This window comes from uncultured Kocuria sp., from assembly GCF_947500125.1.
GTDB lineage: Bacteria > Actinomycetota > Actinomycetes > Actinomycetales > Micrococcaceae > Kocuria.
This window is the reverse complement of record NZ_CANMRA010000007.1, coordinates 1-18,276: the sequence shown is the minus strand read 5'-3', so window position 1 is coordinate 18,276 and position 18,276 is coordinate 1. Positions and strand designations below refer to the sequence as shown.

The following is an 18,276-nucleotide window of genomic DNA, read 5'->3' as shown; positions in this document are numbered from 1 at the left end:
GCGCCTTCCACACCCCCCTTTGGTCCACACGGAAGGATCTGCCATGTCCGCACCTCGCACTGCCGTGCTCCAGGTGATCAACGCCCCGGACCGCACCGGCACCCGTCTCGCACTCTTCGCCCTCGCCCTCGGCGGCTTCGGCGTGGGCACCACCGAGTTCGCCTCGATGGGCCTGCTGCCGTTCATCGCCGAGGACCTCGGCGCCTCCATCCCCTCCCTCGGGCACGCCATCGCCCTCTACGCCCTGGGCGTGGTCGTCGGCGCGCCCCTGATCACGACCCTGACCGCCCGGGTGGAGCGCAAGACGCTCCTGATGGGTCTGATGACCGCGTTCACCCTCGGCAGCGTCCTGTCGGCGGCCGCGCCGACCCTCGAGTGGCTGTACGTGGCGCGCTTCCTCTCCGGTCTGCCCCACGGCGCCTACTTCGGGGTCGCCGCGGTGGTGGCCTCCTCCCTGGTGCCGCGCGAGCGCCGCGGCACGGCCGTGGCCCGGGTGGCTCTCGGCCTGACGGTCGCCAACATCGTGGGCGTCCCGCTGGCCGCCGTGCTCGGCGGGGCCCTGGGCTGGCGCTCGGGGTACGGGCTCGTGGTGATCATCGGCCTGCTGACCGTGGCGGCCCTCGCCCTGTGGGTCCCCCGCACGGTCAACACCGGCGGCGTCTCCGTGTCCCAGGAGGTCCGCGCCCTGGGCCGGCCCCAGGTGGCCCTGACCCTCGTGGCCGGGGCGGTCGGCTTCGGCGGCATGTTCGCGGTCTACACGTTCGTCTCCCCGATCCTGACCGAGCTCAGCGGCCTCGACATCTCGCTGGTGCCGTGGGTGCTGGCCGTGTACGGCGTGGGCATGACCGCCGGCTCCCTGCTCGCGGGCCCGCTGCTGGACCGTTCCATCGAGAAGACCGCCCTGGGCGCGGGAGCCGTCTCCGGGGTGGCCCTCGCCTTCTTCGGCCTGTTCGCCCACTCCGCGGTCGCGGCCGTCCTGGGCGTGCTGTGGATCGGCGTCATGGGCGCCCTCTTCAGCACCGCGCTGCAGATGCGCCTGCTGCGCGAGGCCAAGGACGCCCCGTCCCTGACCGCCGCCATGAACCACGCGGCGTTCAACCTGGCCAACGCCATGGGCGCTTTCCTCGGCGGCGCCGTGATCTCCGCCGGCTGGGGCTACCGCTCCCCCGCCTGGGTCGGTGTGGGCCTGGCCGTGGCCGGCCTGCTGGTCCTCGGCTACGCGGCGCGCCTGCACCGGACGGGGGCCGCCCCCGTGTCCTCCGCCCTGTCCTCCTCCGTGGACGCCCGTGCGCCCTGGGCCGTCCGCATCGCCTCCGGCCTGGTCGTGCTCCTGCCCGAGCCGGCGTACGCCGGGCCGGTCCCGGCGGACAGCACCCGGACGAGGAGCTGGGCCGATCTCGGCCGGTGACCTCTCACCGGTGACCCGCACCCGGTGACCGCCGGCGCTGCCTGCGTCCGTGCAGGCAGCGCCGGCGGAGCCGTTCCGGGAGCGTGCACGGCCCCTCGTGCCCGGAGCCTTCCGGACTCCGGGCGGGGTGCGCCCCTCGGACCCGGCCGGCCGCTCCTCCCGGCCCTCTTGCCCGGCCCGGACCTCCGGGCCACGATGGGAGCAACCCGGGAGGGGGGCAGCTCATGAGGATCGCGCTGATCGGCGACGTCATGCTCGGCCGGCTGGTCAACGAGCGGCTGCGGCGCGAGCACCCGGCCCATCCGTGGGGGGACGTCCTCCCCCTGCTCGAGCAGGCGGACCTGCGGTTCGCGAACCTCGAGTGCGTGCTCGCCGACCACGGCGCCCCCTGGCCCGGCAAGAGGTTCCACTTCCGCTCGGACCGCAAGAACGTCGCGAGCCTCGGGGCGGCCCGTGTCGACATCGTCTCCCTCGCCAACAACCACGTGCTCGACTACGGTGTCCAGGCCCTGCAGGAGATGCTCCCCGTCCTCGACGAGCACGGCATCCTGCACACCGGAGCGGGACCCGACGCGGAGTCGGCACGACGGCCCGCGCTCTGCACCCGGGCCGGGACCGCGGTGGGCTTTCTCGCCTTCACGGACAACGAGCCGGGCTGGGCGGCCGGTCCCGGCTCCCCCGGCGTCCACCACGTGCCCGTCCGTCTCGCGGACGGTCGCGCGCGAGAGCTCCTCGAGCTGGTCCGGCGGACCCGGGAGCGCACCGACCTCCTCGTCGTCTCCGCCCACTGGGGCCCCAACTGGGGCGAGGAGGTGCCGGAGGACCACCGCGCGTTCGCCCACGCGCTGGTGGAGGCCGGGGCGGACGTTGTCTTCGGCCACTCCGCCCACGTCTTCCGGGGCGTCGAGGTGCACCGCGGCCGACCGGTGGTCTACAGCGCCGGGGACTTCGTCGATGACTACGCCGTCCATCCCGTGGAGCGCAACGACCAGTCGTTCGTCTTCCTGCTCGACGTCGAGGACGGACTGCCCCGCCGCCTGCGCCTGCACCCCACGGTGATCGAGGACCTCCGGGCGAGAAGGGCCACCGTCGAGGCCCGGGCCGTCGCGCGGCGGATGGAGCGGCTCAGCGCCGAACTGGGCACACCGTGCACGTGGCACGAGGACGAGCAGTGCCTCGACATCCCGCTGAGCTGACGCCCTCCGCACTCGCCGTTGCGCGGTGCGCAGACCCCTGAACAGATCCCTGAGCAGAGGTCCGGGCAGGCCCTGAGCAGATCCGGGCCGGGGTGGCACACTCGGACCCATGCGTGAGCTCGTCGTCCTCGGCACCGCCTCCCAGGTCCCGACGCGGACCCACAACCACAACGGGTACCTGCTGCAGTGGGACGGCGAGGGCCTGCTCTTCGATCCGGGCGAGGGAACGCAGCGGCAGATGACGCACGCGGGCGTCCCGTCCCACCGGATCACGCGCATCTGCCTCACCCACGTCCACGGCGACCACTGCTACGGGCTGCCCGGGGTGCTCTCGCGCATGGCCCTCGACGGCGTGCCGCACCCGGTCCACCTGCACTACCCGGCCTCCGGCGAGGACGTGGTCCGCGCCCTGGTCTCCCTCGCGACCCCCGGCACGGACCTGCGGCTGCACCCGCACGGCGGCGGCGGGACGGTGGCGCCGCAGCTGGAGGTGCGGCCGCTGGACCACCGCGTGGAGACCTACGGCTACCGGCTCGTGGAGCCCGACGGCCGCACGATGCTGCCGGACCGGCTCGCGGCGGCAGGGGTCTCCGGCCCGGACATCGGGCGGCTGCAGCGGGAGGGGCGGCTGAGCGGGGTGCGCCTCGAGGACGTGAGCAGGCCGCGGGCGGGCCGGCGCTTCGCCCTCGTCATGGACACGGCGCCGTGCCCGGGTGCCGAGGAGCTCGCCGACGGGGCCGACCTGCTCATGGCCGAGTCCACGTACGCCGACGACGACGCCGGCCTCGCCGCGCGGCACCGCCACCTCACCGCCGGCCAGGCCGGCGCGCTGGCCGCCGGCGGTGGCGTCGGCACACTGGTCCTCACCCACTTCTCGTCGCGGTACACCGACGTCTCCCGGCTCGCCGAGCAGGCCCGCGACCGCGCCGGCGGAGCGACCGTGCTGGCCGCGGAGGACCTGGACCGGATCCCGTTCCCGCACGGACGCTGACCGGTCGTCCCCCGGCCCCGCCCCCTGGTCATCACCTCCCGGGAGCCCTCCCCGGGCCTGTCCGGAGCCCCTTCCCCGAGACTTCCCGGAGCCTTCCCGCGGGCCTTCCCGAGGGCCTTCCCGCAGTGTTCCCCCGGCCTTCCGGCGCGTCCCCCGGGCCGCCCTGGAGCCTTCACGGAGCGGGCCGGCGCACGTCCGTGCCGCCCGGCGGTCCCCTTCGACCCTGACACGACGTTAGAGTTGTCCCAGACTTCTCGGGGCAATCCGGCCCCGCACGCGGCCCGCGCTCCACGAGAGCCGTCCGCGCCACCTCGCACGACCCCACGACGAAAGCGGAATCCTTTGACCAATTCCTCCCGCAAGCTCAAGTCCCCGCCCGCGCTGCCCTCCGGAGGCCTGCGGGTCACCCCGCTGGGCGGTCTGGGCGAGATCGGGCGCAACATGACCGTCTTCGAGATCGCCGGGAAGCTGCTCGTCGTCGACTGCGGGGTGCTGTTCCCCGAGGAGCACCAGCCGGGCATCGACGTGATCCTGCCCGACTTCACCTCCATCCGCGACCGGCTGTCCGACATCGTGGGGATCGTGCTCACGCACGGCCACGAGGACCACATCGGGGGCGTGCCGTACCTGCTCAAGGAGCGCCCGGACATCCCGGTGATCGGCTCCGAGCTGACCCTGGCGTTCATCACCTCCAAGCTCAAGGAGCACCGGATCACCCCGAAGGCCGTCCACGTCGAGGCCGGGGACCTCCACAAGGCCGGCCCGTTCGAGTGCGAGTTCGTCGCGGTCAACCACTCGATCCCGGACAGCCTGGCCGTGGCGATCCGCACCGACGCCGGGCTGGTGCTGCACACCGGTGACTTCAGGATGGACCAGTTCCCGCTGGACGACCGGATCACCGACCTGCGCCACTTCGCGCGGCTGGGCGAGGAGGGTGTGGACCTGTTCCTCACCGACTCCACCAACGCCGAGGTCCCCGGGTTCACCACCTCCGAGAAGGAGCTGACCCCGGCGATCGACCACGTCTTCGCCACCGCCCCGAAGCGGATCATCGTCTCCAGCTTCGCCAGCCACGTCCACCGGATCCAGCAGGTCCTCGACGCCGCCCACGCCCACGGGCGCAAGGTCGCCTTCGTGGGCCGGTCCATGGTGAAGAACATGGGCATCGCCCGGGACCTGGGCTACCTGAAGATCCCCCGGGGCCTGGTGGTCGACTTCAAGAAGCTCCAGTCCATGCCCGACGCCAAGGTGGCGCTGGTGTGCACCGGGTCCCAGGGCGAGCCCCTCGCCGCGCTCTCGCGCATGGCGAGCGAGACCCACCAGATCCAGCTCAACGCCGGGGACACGGTGCTCATGGCGAGTTCGCTGATCCCCGGCAACGAGAACGCGATCTACGGGATCATCAACAAGCTCACCGACCTCGGGGTGAAGGTCGTGCACAAGGGCAACGCCAAGGTGCACGTCTCCGGCCACGCCTCGGCCGGGGAACTGATCTACTGCTACAACATCGTCCAGCCCACCCACGTGCTGCCCGTGCACGGGGAGTCCAAGCACCTGCACGCCAACGCCGAGCTCGCGATCCGCACCGGGGTGGATCCGGAGAACGTGCTGATCGGCCGGGACGGCACCGTCATCGACCTCGTGGAGGGCCGGGCCCGGATCTCCGGGCAGGTCGAGGCCGGCCTGGTCTACGTCGACGGCCACACCGTGGGCAAGGTCACCGAGGAGACGCTCGTGGAGCGCCGGCTGCTGCAGGAGGGCGGGGTGGTCACGGTCGTGGCGATCGTCGACGCCGACACCAATGCCCTGGCCGAGCCGCTCGAGTTCATCGCCAAGGGCTTCGTCCACGACGAGCACATCTTCGACGGGGCCGCCGACAAGGTGAAGAACGCCCTGGCCCGCCCGGCGACGTCCAAGGTCACCGACCTCGACAAGCTCGAGTCGATCATCGCCGAGACCGTGTCCCGCCACCTGGAGCGCGCCTACCGGCGGGCCCCGCTGGTCACCGTCGTCGTCGTCGACGCCTGAGCCGCACGTCCCGCCCGGTCCCGGGACCGGGCGGGACGCGTGGAGCCCGGGGCCGGCCCCGCGCCCGGCCCCGTCGTCGGAGCCGGGCGGTTGGTAGACTCGGGGTCCCCTGATTTCTGGAGGTCGTTCGATGCCGCAGCGCGTCCGTGGAGGCACCATGCAGATCGGCGAGCTCGCCGAGCGGACCGAGCTGTCCCTGCGCACCATCCGCCACTACGACGAGGTGGGCCTGCTGCCGGCCTCGCGCACCGAGGGCGGGTTCCGCGTGTACACCGAGCGGGACGTCGAACGGCTCACCCACATCAAGCGGATGAAGCCGCTGGGCTTCTCCCTGGAGGAGATGGCCGAGCTGCTCGACCTGCTCGGCGCCGACGAGCCCGCCGAGGCACGGCTGGCCGACTACCTCGAGCGGGCCCACCCGGAGCGGGACCGGCTGGCCAGGAAACTGGCCCAGGCGGACGAGTTCATCGCACTGCTGGAGCAACGGCTCGGCCGGTGACCGGCCGCTCGGCGCCCTCGGCGCCCTCGGCGGAGTGTGAGACGCATCTCCTCCGCGCCGCAGCCGCAGACTCTACCCTGACGCCAGGGTAGAGTTGCCGTGCGGCCCGCACCGGCGCACCTCCGCGCCCGGACGCCGCAGCTCTCGCGCGACGCCGCGCCCCGTGCACGCACACCACCCGGAGTGCCCCTGCCCTTCCGCCCTGCCCTCCTCCCCTGCCCTCCTCCCCTGCGAACGGAGCCTCCTTGGCCACCACGACAGCCGGCCCCGCAGCCGATCTGGCACCCGAGCAGCGCCAGTCGGTGCGCCTGACCCTCCGGTCCCCCCGCCACCTCAAGACGGAGGTCCTGGCCGGGCTCGTGGTCGCCCTGGCGCTCATCCCCGAGGCCATCGCCTTCTCGATCATCGCCGGGGTGGACCCCCGTCTGGGCCTGTTCGCGTCCTTCACCATGGCCGTGACCACCTCCGTCCTGGGCGGCCGGCCGGCGATGGTCTCCGCGGCCACCGGCGCGGTGGCCCTGGTGATCGCCCCGCTGGTGGCCTCGCACGGCCTGGACTACTTCATCGCCGCCGTCATCCTGGCCGGGGTCTTCCAGGTGGTGCTGGCCCTGATCGGGGCGGCACGGCTGATGCGCTTCATCCCCCGGTCGGTCATGGTGGGCTTCGTCAACGCCCTGGCCATCCTGATCTTCAGCTCCCAGATCCCCGAGCTGATCGGCGTGCCCTGGGCCGTCTACCCGCTCACGGCCCTGGGCCTGGGCATCGTGTTCCTGTTCCCCAGGCTCACCGGCGTGGTCCCGGCGCCGCTGGTGGCCATCGTGGTGATCACCGCGATCGTGGTGCCGATGGGCATGGACGTGCCCAGCGTCGGCGACAAGGGCGAGCTGCCCGAGTCCCTGCCCTCACTGTTCTTCCCCGACGTCCCGCTGGACCTGGAGACCTTCCGGATCGTCGCCCCGTTCGCGCTGACCATGGCGCTGGTGGGCCTGCTCGAGTCGCTGATGACGGCCAAGCTCGTCGACGACATCACCGACACCCGCTCCGACAAGACCCGCGAGTCCTGGGCCCAGGGCGCGGCCAACATCGTGACCGGCTTCTTCGGCGGGATGGGCGGGTGCGCGATGATCGGCCAGACCATGATCAACGTGCGCGCCTCCGGGGCCCGCACCCGCATCTCCACCTTCCTGGCCGGGGTCTTCCTGCTGATCCTCGTCGTCACCCTCGGTGAGGTCGTGGCGGTCATCCCGATGGCCGCGCTGGTGGCGATCATGATCTTCGTGTCCTGGGCGACCTTCGACTGGCACTCGATCCGCCCCTCGACCCTGTCGCGGATGCCGGTCCCGGAGACCCTGGTGATGCTCTCCACCGTGGCCGTGACCGTGTGGACGCACAACCTCGCCCTGGGCGTGATCGTGGGCGTGCTCGTGGCGATGGTCGCCTTCGCCCGCCGGGTCGCCCACTTCGTCACCGTCGACCGTGAGCTCGAGCGGCGCGACGGCCGGGAGACGGCGGTCTACACCGTGCACGGGGAGCTGTTCTTCGCCTCCTCCAACGACCTCTACACGATGTTCGACTACGCCGGGGACCCGCAGCGGGTCGTCATCGACCTCTCCGACTCGCACCTGTGGGACGCCTCCACCGTCGCGGCCCTGGACTCGGTCACCGACAAGTACGCCCACTACGGCAAGGACGTCAGGGTGGTCGGCCTCAACCAGGCGAGCCGCCGGATGCGGGTGCGCCTGGGCGGGATGCTCAGCAACGAGCACTGATCGGCGGGAGCCGGCGGGAGACTCATTTGCGATCACAACCCTTTGTGTCTGCATGTGAACTGGGTCACAACAGGGGTCTTGCCGATCTCCACAGGATCGACCATTCTTGCTTTTCACCAGGGGATTCTGTGGTCCGTCGAGGATCATCCCCCGGCTCCCGCACCGTCGAACGACAGTGCGCCATCTCCGGAATTCCGGAGCGCCGCAGGGACACGGTCCGTGCGTGGGAGCAGCAAGGAGCGGGGCCGGCTGGGGGGCCGCCCCGCTCCTTTTCTGCGTGGCGGCGACGTCCGGCGCTCCTGGCCTTCCGGCGCTCCTGGTCCCCGCCTCGACGGCAGAGCGGCCGGTCCGTCCTGGCACGGCTGTCCGGAGGAGGCACCCACGGTCCGGAAAACGCACCGGTTCGGGCGTCGAATGGTGCCCCGGCAGGCAACCCGGAAGCATGGTGGGGGCGGCGGTGCCATCGCACCGCCACGGACGGTCCCGGACCGCTGCGCAGCGTCGCGCCCGGTCCGGGGCCGTCTCCGCACCGCAGCACCACAGTGGGGGACCCGTGGACGACGACAGGATCGGAGCCGTGCAGGCGCGTCTCGCCCGGCACGCCGTCGAGCGCGCCGATCTCGAACTCACCCGGCTGTGGTGGCACTACTTCCAGCTCGGCGGCGAGGCCGGGACGCTGGAGGTCGACGCCTACCTGCACGGGTGCCTGAGACTGCCCGTCGCCCACCGCAACCTGCTCGCCCGCGCCGTCAACGACCTCGTCCGGGGCGCACCCGTCGCCCGGGTGCCGTTCTCCTGGGAGATCGAGGGCGCCCGGAACGACACCGGACCGCAGGACCGCGGCAGCACGCCGAGCACCTGGCCGCGCGCCTGAGCCGCCGCCTCACCCGGAGCACCGTCTCCACCGCGCTCCCACCACGGCGACCCCACCACCGCGACCCCACCACGGCGACCCCATTGCCGCGCTTGCTCCACCCTCGCCCCACCACGGCGAGCCCACCGCCGCGCTCTCTCCACCGCGCCACCACACCGCCGCGTCTGCTCCTCCCGGGCCCCACCGCCGCGCCTTCGCCACGGCTGCGGCGGCCGCGGTGGCAGAATGGTCCGCGGTGCCGGTCCCGACGTCGGACCGCACCCGGTCGGGCTCGCCGAGCCGGCCGCAGCGCGCCCGTCGTCGTCCCGTGACCCACCTCGACCCTAGGATGTCGGATGGCCAACCCCTCGCCCAGCACCGCCCCGCCGCCCGCACCGACCGGCTGGTCGACCCTGCACCGCCACCACATCGGGGTGGACGTCGGCGGCACCCTGATCAAGTACGCGGCCGTGGACATGGCCGACGGCACGCTGACCACCCCGGTCCTCCAGCGCCCCACCCCCGTGCCCGCCACGCCGGATGCCCTCGCGGAGCAGCTCGTGCTCCTCGTGCAGGAGCTCTCCGCCGGTCCGGGGGCACCGCACCCGGAGGCCAGCGTCGGGGTCGCGCTCCCCGCGATCATCCGCCACGGCGTGGCGCGCTCCGCCGCGAACATCGACGACGCCTGGATCGGGCTGGACGTCCACCGGTTCCTCACGGAGCGCCTGGGCCGCACCGTCCAGGTCCTCAACGACGCCGACGCCGCGGGCCTGGCCGAGCTCCGCTACGGCGCCGGGCGCGGGAGCAGCGGCACCGTCCTGGTCATCACCCTGGGCACCGGCATCGGCTCGGCGCTGTTCGTGGACGGGAAGCTCGTGCCCAACCTGGAGCTGGGCCACCTGGAGCTCGGCGGGGTCGACGCCGAGGTGCGGGCCTCGGCGGTGGCCAGGGAGCGGGACGGGCTGGACTGGCCCGACTACGCCGAGCGTCTCCAGCAGTACTTCTCGCATCTGGAGTTCCTCTTCTCCCCCGACCTGATCGTGGTCGGCGGCGGGATCTCCGCCCGGCACGAGGACTTCCTGCCCCGGCTGCGCCTGGACACGCGAGTCGTCCCGGCCGAGCTGCGCAACGCGGCGGGCATCATCGGCGCCGCCCGGCACGCCTACCTCGCCGTGCCGCCCGCGGAGGGCTGACCCCGAAGGGCCTGCCGGAAGTACTGCACGCCCGCCAGGACGTGCAGGACGGCAGCCACCTGGACCATCACCCGGCCGACGTCCGTCACCTCCGGGCTGGACCACGCCGGCCCGGCCAGGACGAGCACGGTTCCCACCATGAGCAGAGCGGTCTTCGCCTTGCCGACCGTCGTGACCCGCAGCGCGCCGAGGGAGCGCCGGACGAGGGTGGCGATCCCCACCACGACGTCGACGACCGCGATGACGATCAGGACCCACCACGGGAACAGCCCGACGATGCTCGCGGCCACGGCGATCGCCACGGTCCCCAGCCGGTCGGCGATGGGGTCCATGACCTCGCCGACCCGGCTGCGCTGCTTCAGCGCCCGGGCCAGGGTGCCGTCGACCCAGTCCGTCAGGGAGAAGAGGGCGACGAGGACCAGTGCGAGCACCGGCCGCTCGTCGATGTCGAGGACGGCGAGCACGGCCGGGACGATGAGCGCGAAGCGCACCACCGAGACGACGTTGGGCACCGTGAGCACGCGGTGGTAGTACGGCGAATCCGCCGGCTCGACCGCGTCCTGGTGCTGTGTCATCTGGCCTTCCCGCTCTCCTGATGCCCGGTGCGGGCGGCTCCGGGGACCGCCCCTGCTGCTTCCGAGGGTAGTCCGTCGGCGCTCCGCGCGGGGCCCGGACCGGCGCGGGCCGGCCCGTTCGCGTTGTCCCTGGTCCCGCCCCTGCGCTACTCTCTGCGAGGCCGGTCCCCCGTCCTGCCCCGCCCTCCCTCCCCCGGAGCCGCTGATCGCCGCTGCCGGCGGGCAGCGCCCCCGCCGGTGCCCCGCCCGCGCCGGGGCGGATCCCGACCCCGCCCGGAGCCCCCGTGACCCTGCTGACCACCGAGCGCACGCCCACGTCCCGGGCGGAGCGCGCCGCCGGCCCGGTCCACCGCCCCGAGGTCCAGGGGCTGCGCGGGGTCGCCGTGCTCCTCGTCGTCGCGTTCCACGTCTGGACCGACCGTGTCTCCGGCGGGGTCGACGTCTTCTTCGTCCTCTCCGCGTTCCTGCTCACCGGCTCGTTCGTGCGCCGCGTGGAGAGCGGCAGGCCCCTGGCCCTGCGCGCGTACTGGCTGCGCACCTTCAGCCGCCTCCTCGGGCCCCTCGCGGTGATGCTGCTGGCGGTGCTGGCCGTGGTCCTGCTCCTCTTCCCGCCCAGCCGCTGGGAGACCCTGGTGGGCCACGCCTGGGGCTCCCTGCTCTACGTCCAGAACTGGGTCCTGGCCGCCGAGGCGGTCGACTACTACGCCGGCGGCGGCGCCGCCTCCACCCCGCTGCAGCACACGTGGTCCCTGTCGGTGCAGGGCCAGGTCTTCCTGCTCTGGCCCCTGCTGCTGGCCGGCACCGCCTGGGCGGCGCACCGGACCGGAGCGCGCTTCCGGGTCCTGGCCGGGATCCTGTTCACGGTGGTCCTCGCGGCGTCCCTGGCCCGGTCCGTGCTCGCCACCGCGGCCTCCCCGGACGCCGCCTACTTCGACACCTCCGCCCGGCTGTGGGAGTTCGCGCTCGGTTCGCTGGCCGCGCTCGCCGTCGCCGCCCTGTCCCGTCCCGGGGCCTCGGCCTCCACGGCCCGCCGTGGGCTCGCGGCCGGCCTCGGGTGGGCGGGGCTGGCGACGGTCGTGGCGACGCCCTTCGTGGTCGACGCGCAGACCCGCTTCCCCGGCTCCGTGGCCCTGGCGCCCACTCTCGGGGCCGCGGCCGTGCTGCTGGCCGGGGCACTCGCGACCGGGACCCGCGGCGGGGTGGACCGGATCCTCACGGTCCGTCCGCTCGTCCGGCTCGGGGACCACGCCTACGGCGTCTACCTGTGGCACTGGCCGCTGCTCATCGCCTACGCCCTGGTCACCGTCCGCGAGGACGTGCCGGTGGCGCACGGGGTCGGCATCCTCCTCGGCTCCCTGCTCCTCACCTGGGCCACCGCCCCGCTGACCCGGCTGCCCGTGCTGCTGGTGCACGCCTGGCGGACCCTGGCGCGGCGGCCGCTGCCGGGCGCGGGGGACCTCACCAGGCTGGTCGCCACCCTGCTGCTCGTGGCCGTCCCCGTGGGTGCCGCCCAGGGTGGCACGCTGCTGCGCACCGCCCAGCAGCAGGGGCTCGAGCGCAGCGAGGAGAACTACCCGGGGGCCGCGGTGCTGCGCGGCGAGGCCACGGCCCCCACGGGCGTCCCGCCCGTCCCGACCGACGCGGAGCGCGAGACCGAGTGGGGAGAGACGGGCCTGGAGTGCGCCCCCGGGGACGGGCTGGAGGCCATCGGGGAGCTCGGTGACTGCTGGGCCGTAGGACCCACCGACGGCACCGCGCCGTCGCGCACGATCGTGGTCATCGGCGACTCCCACGCGATGCAGCTGCTGACGCCCGTCACCCGCGCCGCCGAGCGCCGCGGGTGGGCGGTGATCAGCTACCTCCGCATGGGGTGCCGGTACGCGGCCGGGTCCCCCGGACGCAGCGACGCGTGCAACGACTTCAACGCCGCCGCCCGGGACGCCGCCCTCGAGCAGCGGCCGGACGCGGTGCTCACGATCGGGACCCGCAGCCTCGCCCAGGCCCCGCACGAGGAGCTCGAGGACGGCTACGAGGAGGGGATCGCCCCGCTGCTCGAGGCCGGGCTGCCGGTGGTCGCCTTCCGGGACAACCCCCGGTTCCCGTACGACATGTTCGAGTGCGTCGAGACCTACGGGGCGGACCACCCGCGGTGCAACGAGCCCCGCTCCGAGGCGCTCCTGGACGTCAACCCGCTGCTCGAGGTCGCCGCCCGGCACGAGGGCCTGCACGTCGTGGACCTCACGGACCGGCTCTGCACGGCGGACGTGTGCCCCGCGGTGGTCGGCAACGTCGTCGTCTACCGGGACCTCGACCACGTCACCTCGAGCTACGGGGCCACGCTGACCCCTGACGTCGAGGAGCGGCTGACGTCTACGCTGGGCTGGTGAGGCGGGGTCGTTCCCGCCCCCGGAGCTCCAGGAGGCCGCCGTGGACCCTCGCGTGCACTTTCTCACCCTGTCCACCCCGGACCTCGACGCCGCCCGGGGGTTCTACGTGCGGGGCCTCGGCTGGGAGCCGCTGCTCGACGTCCCGGGCGAGATCCTCTTCTTCCGGATCGCCCCCGGGACGGTGCTGGGCCTGTTCGACGCCGCGAAGTTCGCCGAGGACCTCGGCCTCCCGGCGGCGTCCCCGGCGCAGGGGCTGACGCTCGCGCACAACGTGGCGGACGAGGCCTCCGTCCGTGCGGCGGTCGACGCCATGGCCGCCGCGGGCGGCACCGTCCTGACGGGACCGCGACCGGGCGCCTTCGGGGGCGTCTTCCACGCGCACGTCGCCGATCCCAACGGCGTGGTCTGGGAGATCGCGCACAACCCGGGATGGCGGGTCGACGACGACGGGACCGTGCACCTCGGCTGAACGGCCCCGCCCGTTCCGGCCGGCACCGGACGGCCGGGCCGCAGCGAGTTCCTCGGCGGCCGGGCTCAGTGGCGGCCGGGCTCAGCCGCGGCCGGGCTCAGCCGCGCACGTCGAAGCGCAGGTGGTGCTCGACGTCGTGCAGGAAGTACGCCGCGAAGCTCGCCACGGTGAAGTCCTTGCCGTCCCCGCGCCGGCCGGTCCGGGCCCACTGCTCCGCGGTCACGGCGTCGAAGGCGTCCGCGGTGGCGCGGACCTCCTGCGCGAGCTCCCCCGAGACCTCGTAGGGGTCCTGCAGGTTGTACCGCTCCCCCACCGCGGCGGCGTCCTGGTCCCAGTCCGCGAAGACGGGGTCCTCCTCCTCGAGCATGAGCCGCAGTCGCTCGCGGAAGACCCGGCACAGGTCCCGGACGTGGCACGCGTACTCCAGCGGGGACCACGTCCCCGGGCGGGGCCGGTCCGTCATGCCGAGCCGGTCGAGGACCGCCGCCCAGCGCTCGACCGTGGCCCTGGCGCGCTCCCCCGTGGTCGTGACGTCGTAGCGCGGGTCGAACCCGCAGTCGGGGCAGCCCCGCTCGAGCACCACGGTCCAGTCCTTGGTCTCCGGCGGGACCGGGGAGGTGTCGGGGGTGCCGGTGCGCTCGGTGCTCATGCGGTCAATCTACCGGGGCTCCACCAGGCGCGGCGAGACCCCGTGGGGCCCGGGCGGTTCACAGTCCCTGCCGGTCCAGGATCTCGTCCTCGCTGACCGGCTCCCCGCGCTGGATGCGGCGGGTCCGGCGCAGGTCGGTCGCGGCGAGCACCACCGTGGCGCTCGCCAGGACGAACGAGAGGATGCCGAGGGTGTTGGCGAACCCCGCGGACAGACCCAGGTGGACGGGGTCGGTGGCCCGCGTCAGCACGGAGACGCCGGTGCCGTCCACACGGTCCGGGAGGACCGTGCCGAAGCCGAGGAGCACGGCCCACGCCGCGGGCATCGTCAGCGAGGACCGCAGGGACGCCCCGGGCGGCACGTGGGCGCGGGCGTCCCGGCCCAGCATCGCGCTCGCCACCAGGAGCAGCACGGTCAGCGGCAGGGCCAGCGTCAGGGTGTACAGCAGCACCAGGTCGCCGGCGGCCCCGGCGAGACCGCGGCCCACGGCGATCCACGCCCCGAGCAGCAGCGCCGCCGGGACCCCGAGGACGGGCACGGCACGCTGCGCGGCGGTGGGGTGGTGCGGCACGCGGTCGAGGGCTGTCTCCACGCCCGCCAGTCTATCGACGGGCGCCCGCGGCTCCCGGCCGTCCCGGTAGGCTGGAGCGCATGCCCTCCCCCGGATTTCCGCACGCCGTCCTCTTCGACCACGACGGGACCCTCGTCGACACCGAACCGCTGTGGGACCGGGCCAAGCAGAACCTCGCCGCCGAGCACGGTCTGCTCTGGACCTCCGAGGACTCGCTCGCGACCCTGGGCCGCCCGGTCGCCGCGACGATCGCCCGCATGCAGCAGGTCGGCGTGCCGCTCGGCGAGGACGAACTGTTCCGGGCGGTCTTCGAGCACAGCGTCCGTGTCCTGGAGGGCACGGAGCTGACCTTCATCGACGGGATCACAGATCTCCTCGAGGACCTGGCGGCCGCGGGGATCCCCGCGGCGATCGTCACCAACGCGAGCTCGGCGATGGGCCACCACACCGCTGCCACGGCTCCGGAGGGCCTGTTCCGGGTGGTCATCGGCACGGACGAGTACGCGCAGGGGGTCCGCCCCAAGCCGGACCCGGACGCCTACCTCACGGCGGCGCGCCGCCTCGGGGTGGACCCCGCCGGCTGCGTCGTGGTCGAGGACTCCCCCGCCGGGGCCGCCGCGGGCGTCGCGGCCGGCATCCCCACGGTGGTCGTCCCCGGCGAGATGGAGGTCGAGCGGGGCCCCGGGATGCTGCACCTGGGATCCCACCGGGAGCTGACTCTCGAGCTGCTGCGGTCGCTGGACCCGCAGTCCCCGTCGTCGCCCTTCCACCCCGTGCAGGAGACCCGCCCGTGAACTCCCCAGACTTCCCCGCCGCCGTCCTGTTCGACCACGACGGCACCCTCGTGAACTCCGAGCCCCAGTGGGCCGTGGCCAAGCGGACGGTGGCCGGCCGTTACGGCGTCGGCTGGAGCGCCGAGGACGACCTCGCCACGCTGGGCAGGACGGTGCCCGCGTCGGCGCGGCTGATGGTCGAGCGCGGCGCCGAGGGGACCGTCGAGGCCATCACCGCCGAGCTCGGGCGGGAGGTCGCGGCCTCGCTCACGGGCGAGGTCCCGTTCCTGCCCGGCATGCGCGATCTGCTGACCGAGCTGGAACGGGCCGGCATCCCCGGGGCCGTCGTGACGAACGCCCTCACCGTGGTCGCGGAGGGCACCGCGTCCGGGGCGCCCGAGGTGCTGCGGGTGGTCGTCTCCCAGGAGGACGTGGAGCACGCCAAGCCGCACCCGGAGCCCTATCTGCTCGCGGCGCGGCGGCTGGGCGTGGACCCGGCACGGTGCGTGGCGATCGAGGACTCGCAGACGGGGGCGGCGAGCGCGGCAGCCGCCGGGATGCCGGTGGTGGTGGTGCCCGGCGAGCTGCCGGTGGAGCCCGCGCCCGGCTTCGTGCTCGTGGCCTCCCACACGGACGTCACCCTGGAGTTCCTGCGCGGGCTGGCTCCCTCCGCCTGACGACCACGAGGGCCCGCCCCCGGTGTTCCTGCACGGACCGGCTCCCTCCGCCCGACGACGACCACGAGGGCCCGTCCCCGGTGTTCCTGTACGGACCGGGTCCCTCCGCCCGACGACCACGAGGGCCCGTCCCCTGCTGTTCCGGCACGGACCGGCTCCCTCCGCCCGACGACCACGAGGGCCCGTCCCCTGCTGTTCCGCGGGATGCGGGACGGCAGAGGACGGGCCCTCGTGGGTGGTGCGGGGACTCAGCGGGTCGCGGTGCCCTGGGGGGAGGTCGCACGGCGCGGGCTCCGGGTGCGGCGACGCGCCGCGGCCTGCGTGGAGCGGTCCGGCGCGGACTCGGTCGAGTACGCCGGTGCCGCGGAGCGGGTGGGCGCCGCGGAGCGCGCCGGCGCCGCCGAGCGGGAGGCCGAACCGTTGCCGGGGCGGGAGCCGGCGCGGTTGCCGGTCTCGGTGCGCTGGTCGCGGGAGGCGTTGCGCGGCTGCTCGGAGCGGTTCTGTCCGCCGCGGCCGCGGTTGCCGCCGGAACGGGCGCCCGCACGGCCGCCGGAACGGCCGGCGCCGGAGCGCTGACCGCCCGCCGGACGGCCCTGGTCCTGGACGGGCTGCGGCACGTAGGCGACCTTCTCGGCGAGCTCGCCCACGAGCGCCGTGACGGCCGGGGAGCCGACGGTCACGGTGTCGAAGTTCGCGGTGACGCCGGCGGCCTTCATGAGCTGCGTGACCTCGCGGCGCTCCTCCTTGGTGGCGACCGTCACGACGGAGCCGGAGGCGCCGGCGCGGGCGGTGCGCCCGGAGCGGTGCAGGTAGGACTTGTGCTCGGTGGGCGGGTCGATGTGCACGACCAGCTCGACCTCGTCCACGTGCACGCCGCGGGCGGCGACGTCGGTGGCCACGAGCACGCGCACGTCACCGGCGGAGAACTGGGCCAGGTTGCGGTCGCGGGCGTTCTGGGACAGGTTGCCGTGCAGGTCCACGGCGGGGATGCCCATCTGGCTGAGCTTGCGGGCCATCTTCTTGGCGCGGTGCTTGGTGCGCGTGAACATCACGCGACGGCCCGTGCCGGAGGCCAGGGCCTCGATGAGCTCCTGCTTCTCGTCCGCGTCCACGACGAGCACGTGGTGGTCCATGGTGGACACGGACGCCTGCGGGGCGTCCACGGAGTGCTTGACGGGGTTGGACAGGAACTGCTTGACGAGCTTGTCCACGCCGCCGTCGAGCGTGGCGGAGAACAGCAGCCGCTGACCGCCCTGCGGGGTGCGCTTGAGGATGCGGGTGACCACGGGCAGGAAGCCCATGTCGGCCATGTGGTCGGCCTCGTCGATGACCGTCACGCGGACGTCGTCGAGCGTGAGGACGTTCTGCTTCAGCAGGTCCTCGAGCCGGCCGGGGCAGGCGATGACGATGTCGGCGCCCTTGGCGAGCGCCTTCTCCTGGTTGCGCTGGGAGACCCCGCCGAAGATGACGGTGGTGGTCTGCCCGGCGGCCTCGGCCAGCGGGGCGATCGCGCGGTCGATCTGGGTGGCCAGCTCACGGGTGGGGGCCAGCACCAGGCCGGTGGGCCGGTTGGCCCGGCGGGCGGCGCGGGCGCCGTTGCCGGTCAGCCCGGCGAGCCGGGACACGAGCGGCAGCGCGAAGGCCACGGTCTTGCCGGAGCCGGTCTTGCCGCGGCCGAGCACGTCGCGGCCGGCCAGCGAGTCGGGGAGGGTCTTCTCCTGGATGGGGAACGCCTGCTCGATGCCCTGCTGGGCGAGGACGGCGGAAAGGGCCTTGGGCACGCCAAGGTCGGTGAAAGTAGCCAAAACTGGGATACGTCTTTCGATCGGATGTCCCGGCAAGGGGGTAGCGCGCCGGGTTGCGCCGAATGACTCCTGGAGCCCCTGCGAGCGGGCTGAAACCGTCTGGAACGGTGCCACGCTGGAAGAAGAAAGGGGTGCTCGACGCCTGCCTGCTCACCCGGCGACGGGGAGCAGTGCCATGTGCAATACCGTTCACCCTACAGCACGGGAAGCCCGGCAGGACCGCGATGTGGTGCAGAGCACGGCGGCGCCCTGCGCCGCCGCGCTCCCACTCCCCTCCGCCGAACTCACCGCGTCGGTGCGAGATGCGGGCATTTTCCCTGTGTGTCAGCCTGGTGTGCGACACACTGGGGGCGGGGAAGGTGTCCGTCATGGATGTTCCAGTGCGTGTTTCCCGTCGGCAGCACTTCAGCGCTGCTCAGCGGTGGGAGCTGCT

At 73.6% G+C, this 18,276-nt stretch carries 16 protein-coding genes; 12 read left to right on the top strand and 4 right to left on the bottom strand.

Annotation, left to right across the window (positions count from 1 at the left end):
- Positions 1–43: 43 nt before the first annotated feature.
- From Q0817_RS06535 to ppgK, 8 genes are all read left to right on the top strand, one after another.
- Positions 44–1,408 carry an MFS transporter gene (locus Q0817_RS06535; RefSeq protein ID WP_298585355.1) on the top strand — a complete coding sequence of 455 codons (1,365 nt, stop codon included), beginning with the start codon at positions 44–46 and terminating at the stop codon, positions 1,406–1,408.
- 224 nt (positions 1,409–1,632) lie between these two features.
- Positions 1,633–2,604: a CapA family protein gene (locus tag Q0817_RS06530; protein WP_298585354.1), complete on the top strand. Its 972-nt coding sequence runs from the start codon at positions 1,633–1,635 to the stop codon at positions 2,602–2,604.
- A 109-nt stretch (positions 2,605–2,713) separates the two neighbouring features.
- A complete protein-coding gene (locus Q0817_RS06525) occupies positions 2,714–3,595 on the top strand; it encodes a ribonuclease Z (RefSeq protein ID WP_298585353.1) in 882 nt (293 codons plus the stop codon).
- A gap of 342 nt (positions 3,596–3,937) precedes the next feature.
- On the top strand, positions 3,938–5,623 hold the full coding sequence (locus tag Q0817_RS06520; protein WP_298585352.1) for a ribonuclease J: 1,686 nt from the start codon (positions 3,938–3,940) through the stop codon (positions 5,621–5,623).
- A gap of 130 nt (positions 5,624–5,753) precedes the next feature.
- Positions 5,754–6,122: a MerR family transcriptional regulator gene (locus Q0817_RS06515; RefSeq protein ID WP_298585351.1), complete on the top strand. Its 369-nt coding sequence runs from the start codon at positions 5,754–5,756 to the stop codon at positions 6,120–6,122.
- 245 nt (positions 6,123–6,367) lie between these two features.
- Positions 6,368–7,891 (top strand): SulP family inorganic anion transporter, encoded by a 1,524-nt coding sequence (locus tag Q0817_RS06510; RefSeq protein ID WP_298585350.1) that lies wholly within the window; start codon positions 6,368–6,370, stop codon positions 7,889–7,891.
- Positions 7,892–8,444: 553 nt separating this feature from the next.
- On the top strand, positions 8,445–8,765 hold the full coding sequence (locus Q0817_RS06505) for a hypothetical protein (protein WP_298585349.1): 321 nt from the start codon (positions 8,445–8,447) through the stop codon (positions 8,763–8,765).
- A gap of 335 nt (positions 8,766–9,100) precedes the next feature.
- On the top strand, positions 9,101–9,937 hold the full coding sequence (gene ppgK / locus Q0817_RS06500; protein WP_298585348.1) for a polyphosphate--glucose phosphotransferase: 837 nt from the start codon (positions 9,101–9,103) through the stop codon (positions 9,935–9,937).
- On the opposite strand, the gene Q0817_RS06495 is transcribed toward ppgK, so the two are convergent.
- Positions 9,907–10,512, bottom strand: a complete 606-nt coding sequence (locus tag Q0817_RS06495; RefSeq protein WP_298585347.1) for a CDP-alcohol phosphatidyltransferase family protein — start codon at positions 10,510–10,512, stop codon at positions 9,907–9,909. The two genes, ppgK and Q0817_RS06495, sit on opposite strands and share 31 nt — an antisense overlap.
- 284 nt (positions 10,513–10,796) lie before the next feature.
- Here Q0817_RS06495 and Q0817_RS06490 point away from each other — a divergent pair, with 284 nt between their 5' ends.
- Together Q0817_RS06490 and Q0817_RS06485 are read left to right on the top strand one after the other, a co-directional pair.
- Positions 10,797–12,899: an acyltransferase family protein gene (locus Q0817_RS06490; protein WP_298585346.1), complete on the top strand. Its 2,103-nt coding sequence runs from the start codon at positions 10,797–10,799 to the stop codon at positions 12,897–12,899.
- A 40-nt stretch (positions 12,900–12,939) separates the two neighbouring features.
- The gene (locus tag Q0817_RS06485) at positions 12,940–13,368 is read left to right on the top strand and encodes a VOC family protein (protein ID WP_298585345.1); all 429 of its coding nucleotides are present in this window, start codon (positions 12,940–12,942) and stop codon (positions 13,366–13,368) included.
- Between the two features lie 97 nt (positions 13,369–13,465).
- On the opposite strand, the gene Q0817_RS06480 is transcribed toward Q0817_RS06485, so the two are convergent.
- Together Q0817_RS06480 and Q0817_RS06475 are read right to left on the bottom strand one after the other, a co-directional pair.
- Entirely contained in the window at positions 13,466–14,017 is a 552-nt protein-coding gene (locus tag Q0817_RS06480) for a DinB family protein (protein WP_298585344.1), read from the bottom strand.
- Between the two features lie 58 nt (positions 14,018–14,075).
- Positions 14,076–14,609 (bottom strand): hypothetical protein, encoded by a 534-nt coding sequence (locus Q0817_RS06475; RefSeq protein ID WP_298585343.1) that lies wholly within the window; start codon positions 14,607–14,609, stop codon positions 14,076–14,078.
- Between the two features lie 59 nt (positions 14,610–14,668).
- Between Q0817_RS06475 and Q0817_RS06470 the strand changes: the two genes are divergently transcribed.
- A complete protein-coding gene (locus Q0817_RS06470; RefSeq protein ID WP_298585342.1) occupies positions 14,669–15,382 on the top strand; it encodes an HAD family phosphatase in 714 nt (237 codons plus the stop codon).
- Entirely contained in the window at positions 15,379–16,038 is a 660-nt protein-coding gene (locus Q0817_RS06465) for an HAD family phosphatase (protein WP_298585341.1), read from the top strand. The genes Q0817_RS06470 and Q0817_RS06465 overlap by 4 nt, the downstream gene beginning before the upstream one ends.
- Before the next feature lie 248 nt (positions 16,039–16,286).
- On the opposite strand, the gene Q0817_RS06460 is transcribed toward Q0817_RS06465, so the two are convergent.
- Complete coding sequence (locus tag Q0817_RS06460; protein ID WP_298585340.1) at positions 16,287–17,819, bottom strand: DEAD/DEAH box helicase; 1,533 nt, start codon at positions 17,817–17,819, stop codon at positions 16,287–16,289.
- Positions 17,820–18,276 lie beyond the last annotated feature (457 nt).

Bases quoted from the DNA above. Each gene is read 5' to 3' on its own strand.
- Q0817_RS06470 (WP_298585342.1), top strand. From the start codon at position 14,669: ATGCCCTCCCCCGGATTTCCGCACGCCGTCCTCTTCGACCACGACGGG.
- Q0817_RS06515 (WP_298585351.1), top strand. From the start codon at position 5,754: ATGCCGCAGCGCGTCCGTGGAGGCACCATGCAGATCGGCGAGCTCGCC.
- Q0817_RS06530 (WP_298585354.1), top strand. From the start codon at position 1,633: ATGAGGATCGCGCTGATCGGCGACGTCATGCTCGGCCGGCTGGTCAAC.
- Q0817_RS06535 (WP_298585355.1), top strand. From the start codon at position 44: ATGTCCGCACCTCGCACTGCCGTGCTCCAGGTGATCAACGCCCCGGAC.
- ppgK (WP_298585348.1), top strand. From the start codon at position 9,101: ATGGCCAACCCCTCGCCCAGCACCGCCCCGCCGCCCGCACCGACCGGC.
- Q0817_RS06480 (WP_298585344.1), bottom strand. From the start codon at position 14,017: ATGAGCACCGAGCGCACCGGCACCCCCGACACCTCCCCGGTCCCGCCG.
- Q0817_RS06525 (WP_298585353.1), top strand. From the start codon at position 2,714: ATGCGTGAGCTCGTCGTCCTCGGCACCGCCTCCCAGGTCCCGACGCGG.
- Q0817_RS06495 (WP_298585347.1), bottom strand. From the start codon at position 10,512: ATGACACAGCACCAGGACGCGGTCGAGCCGGCGGATTCGCCGTACTAC.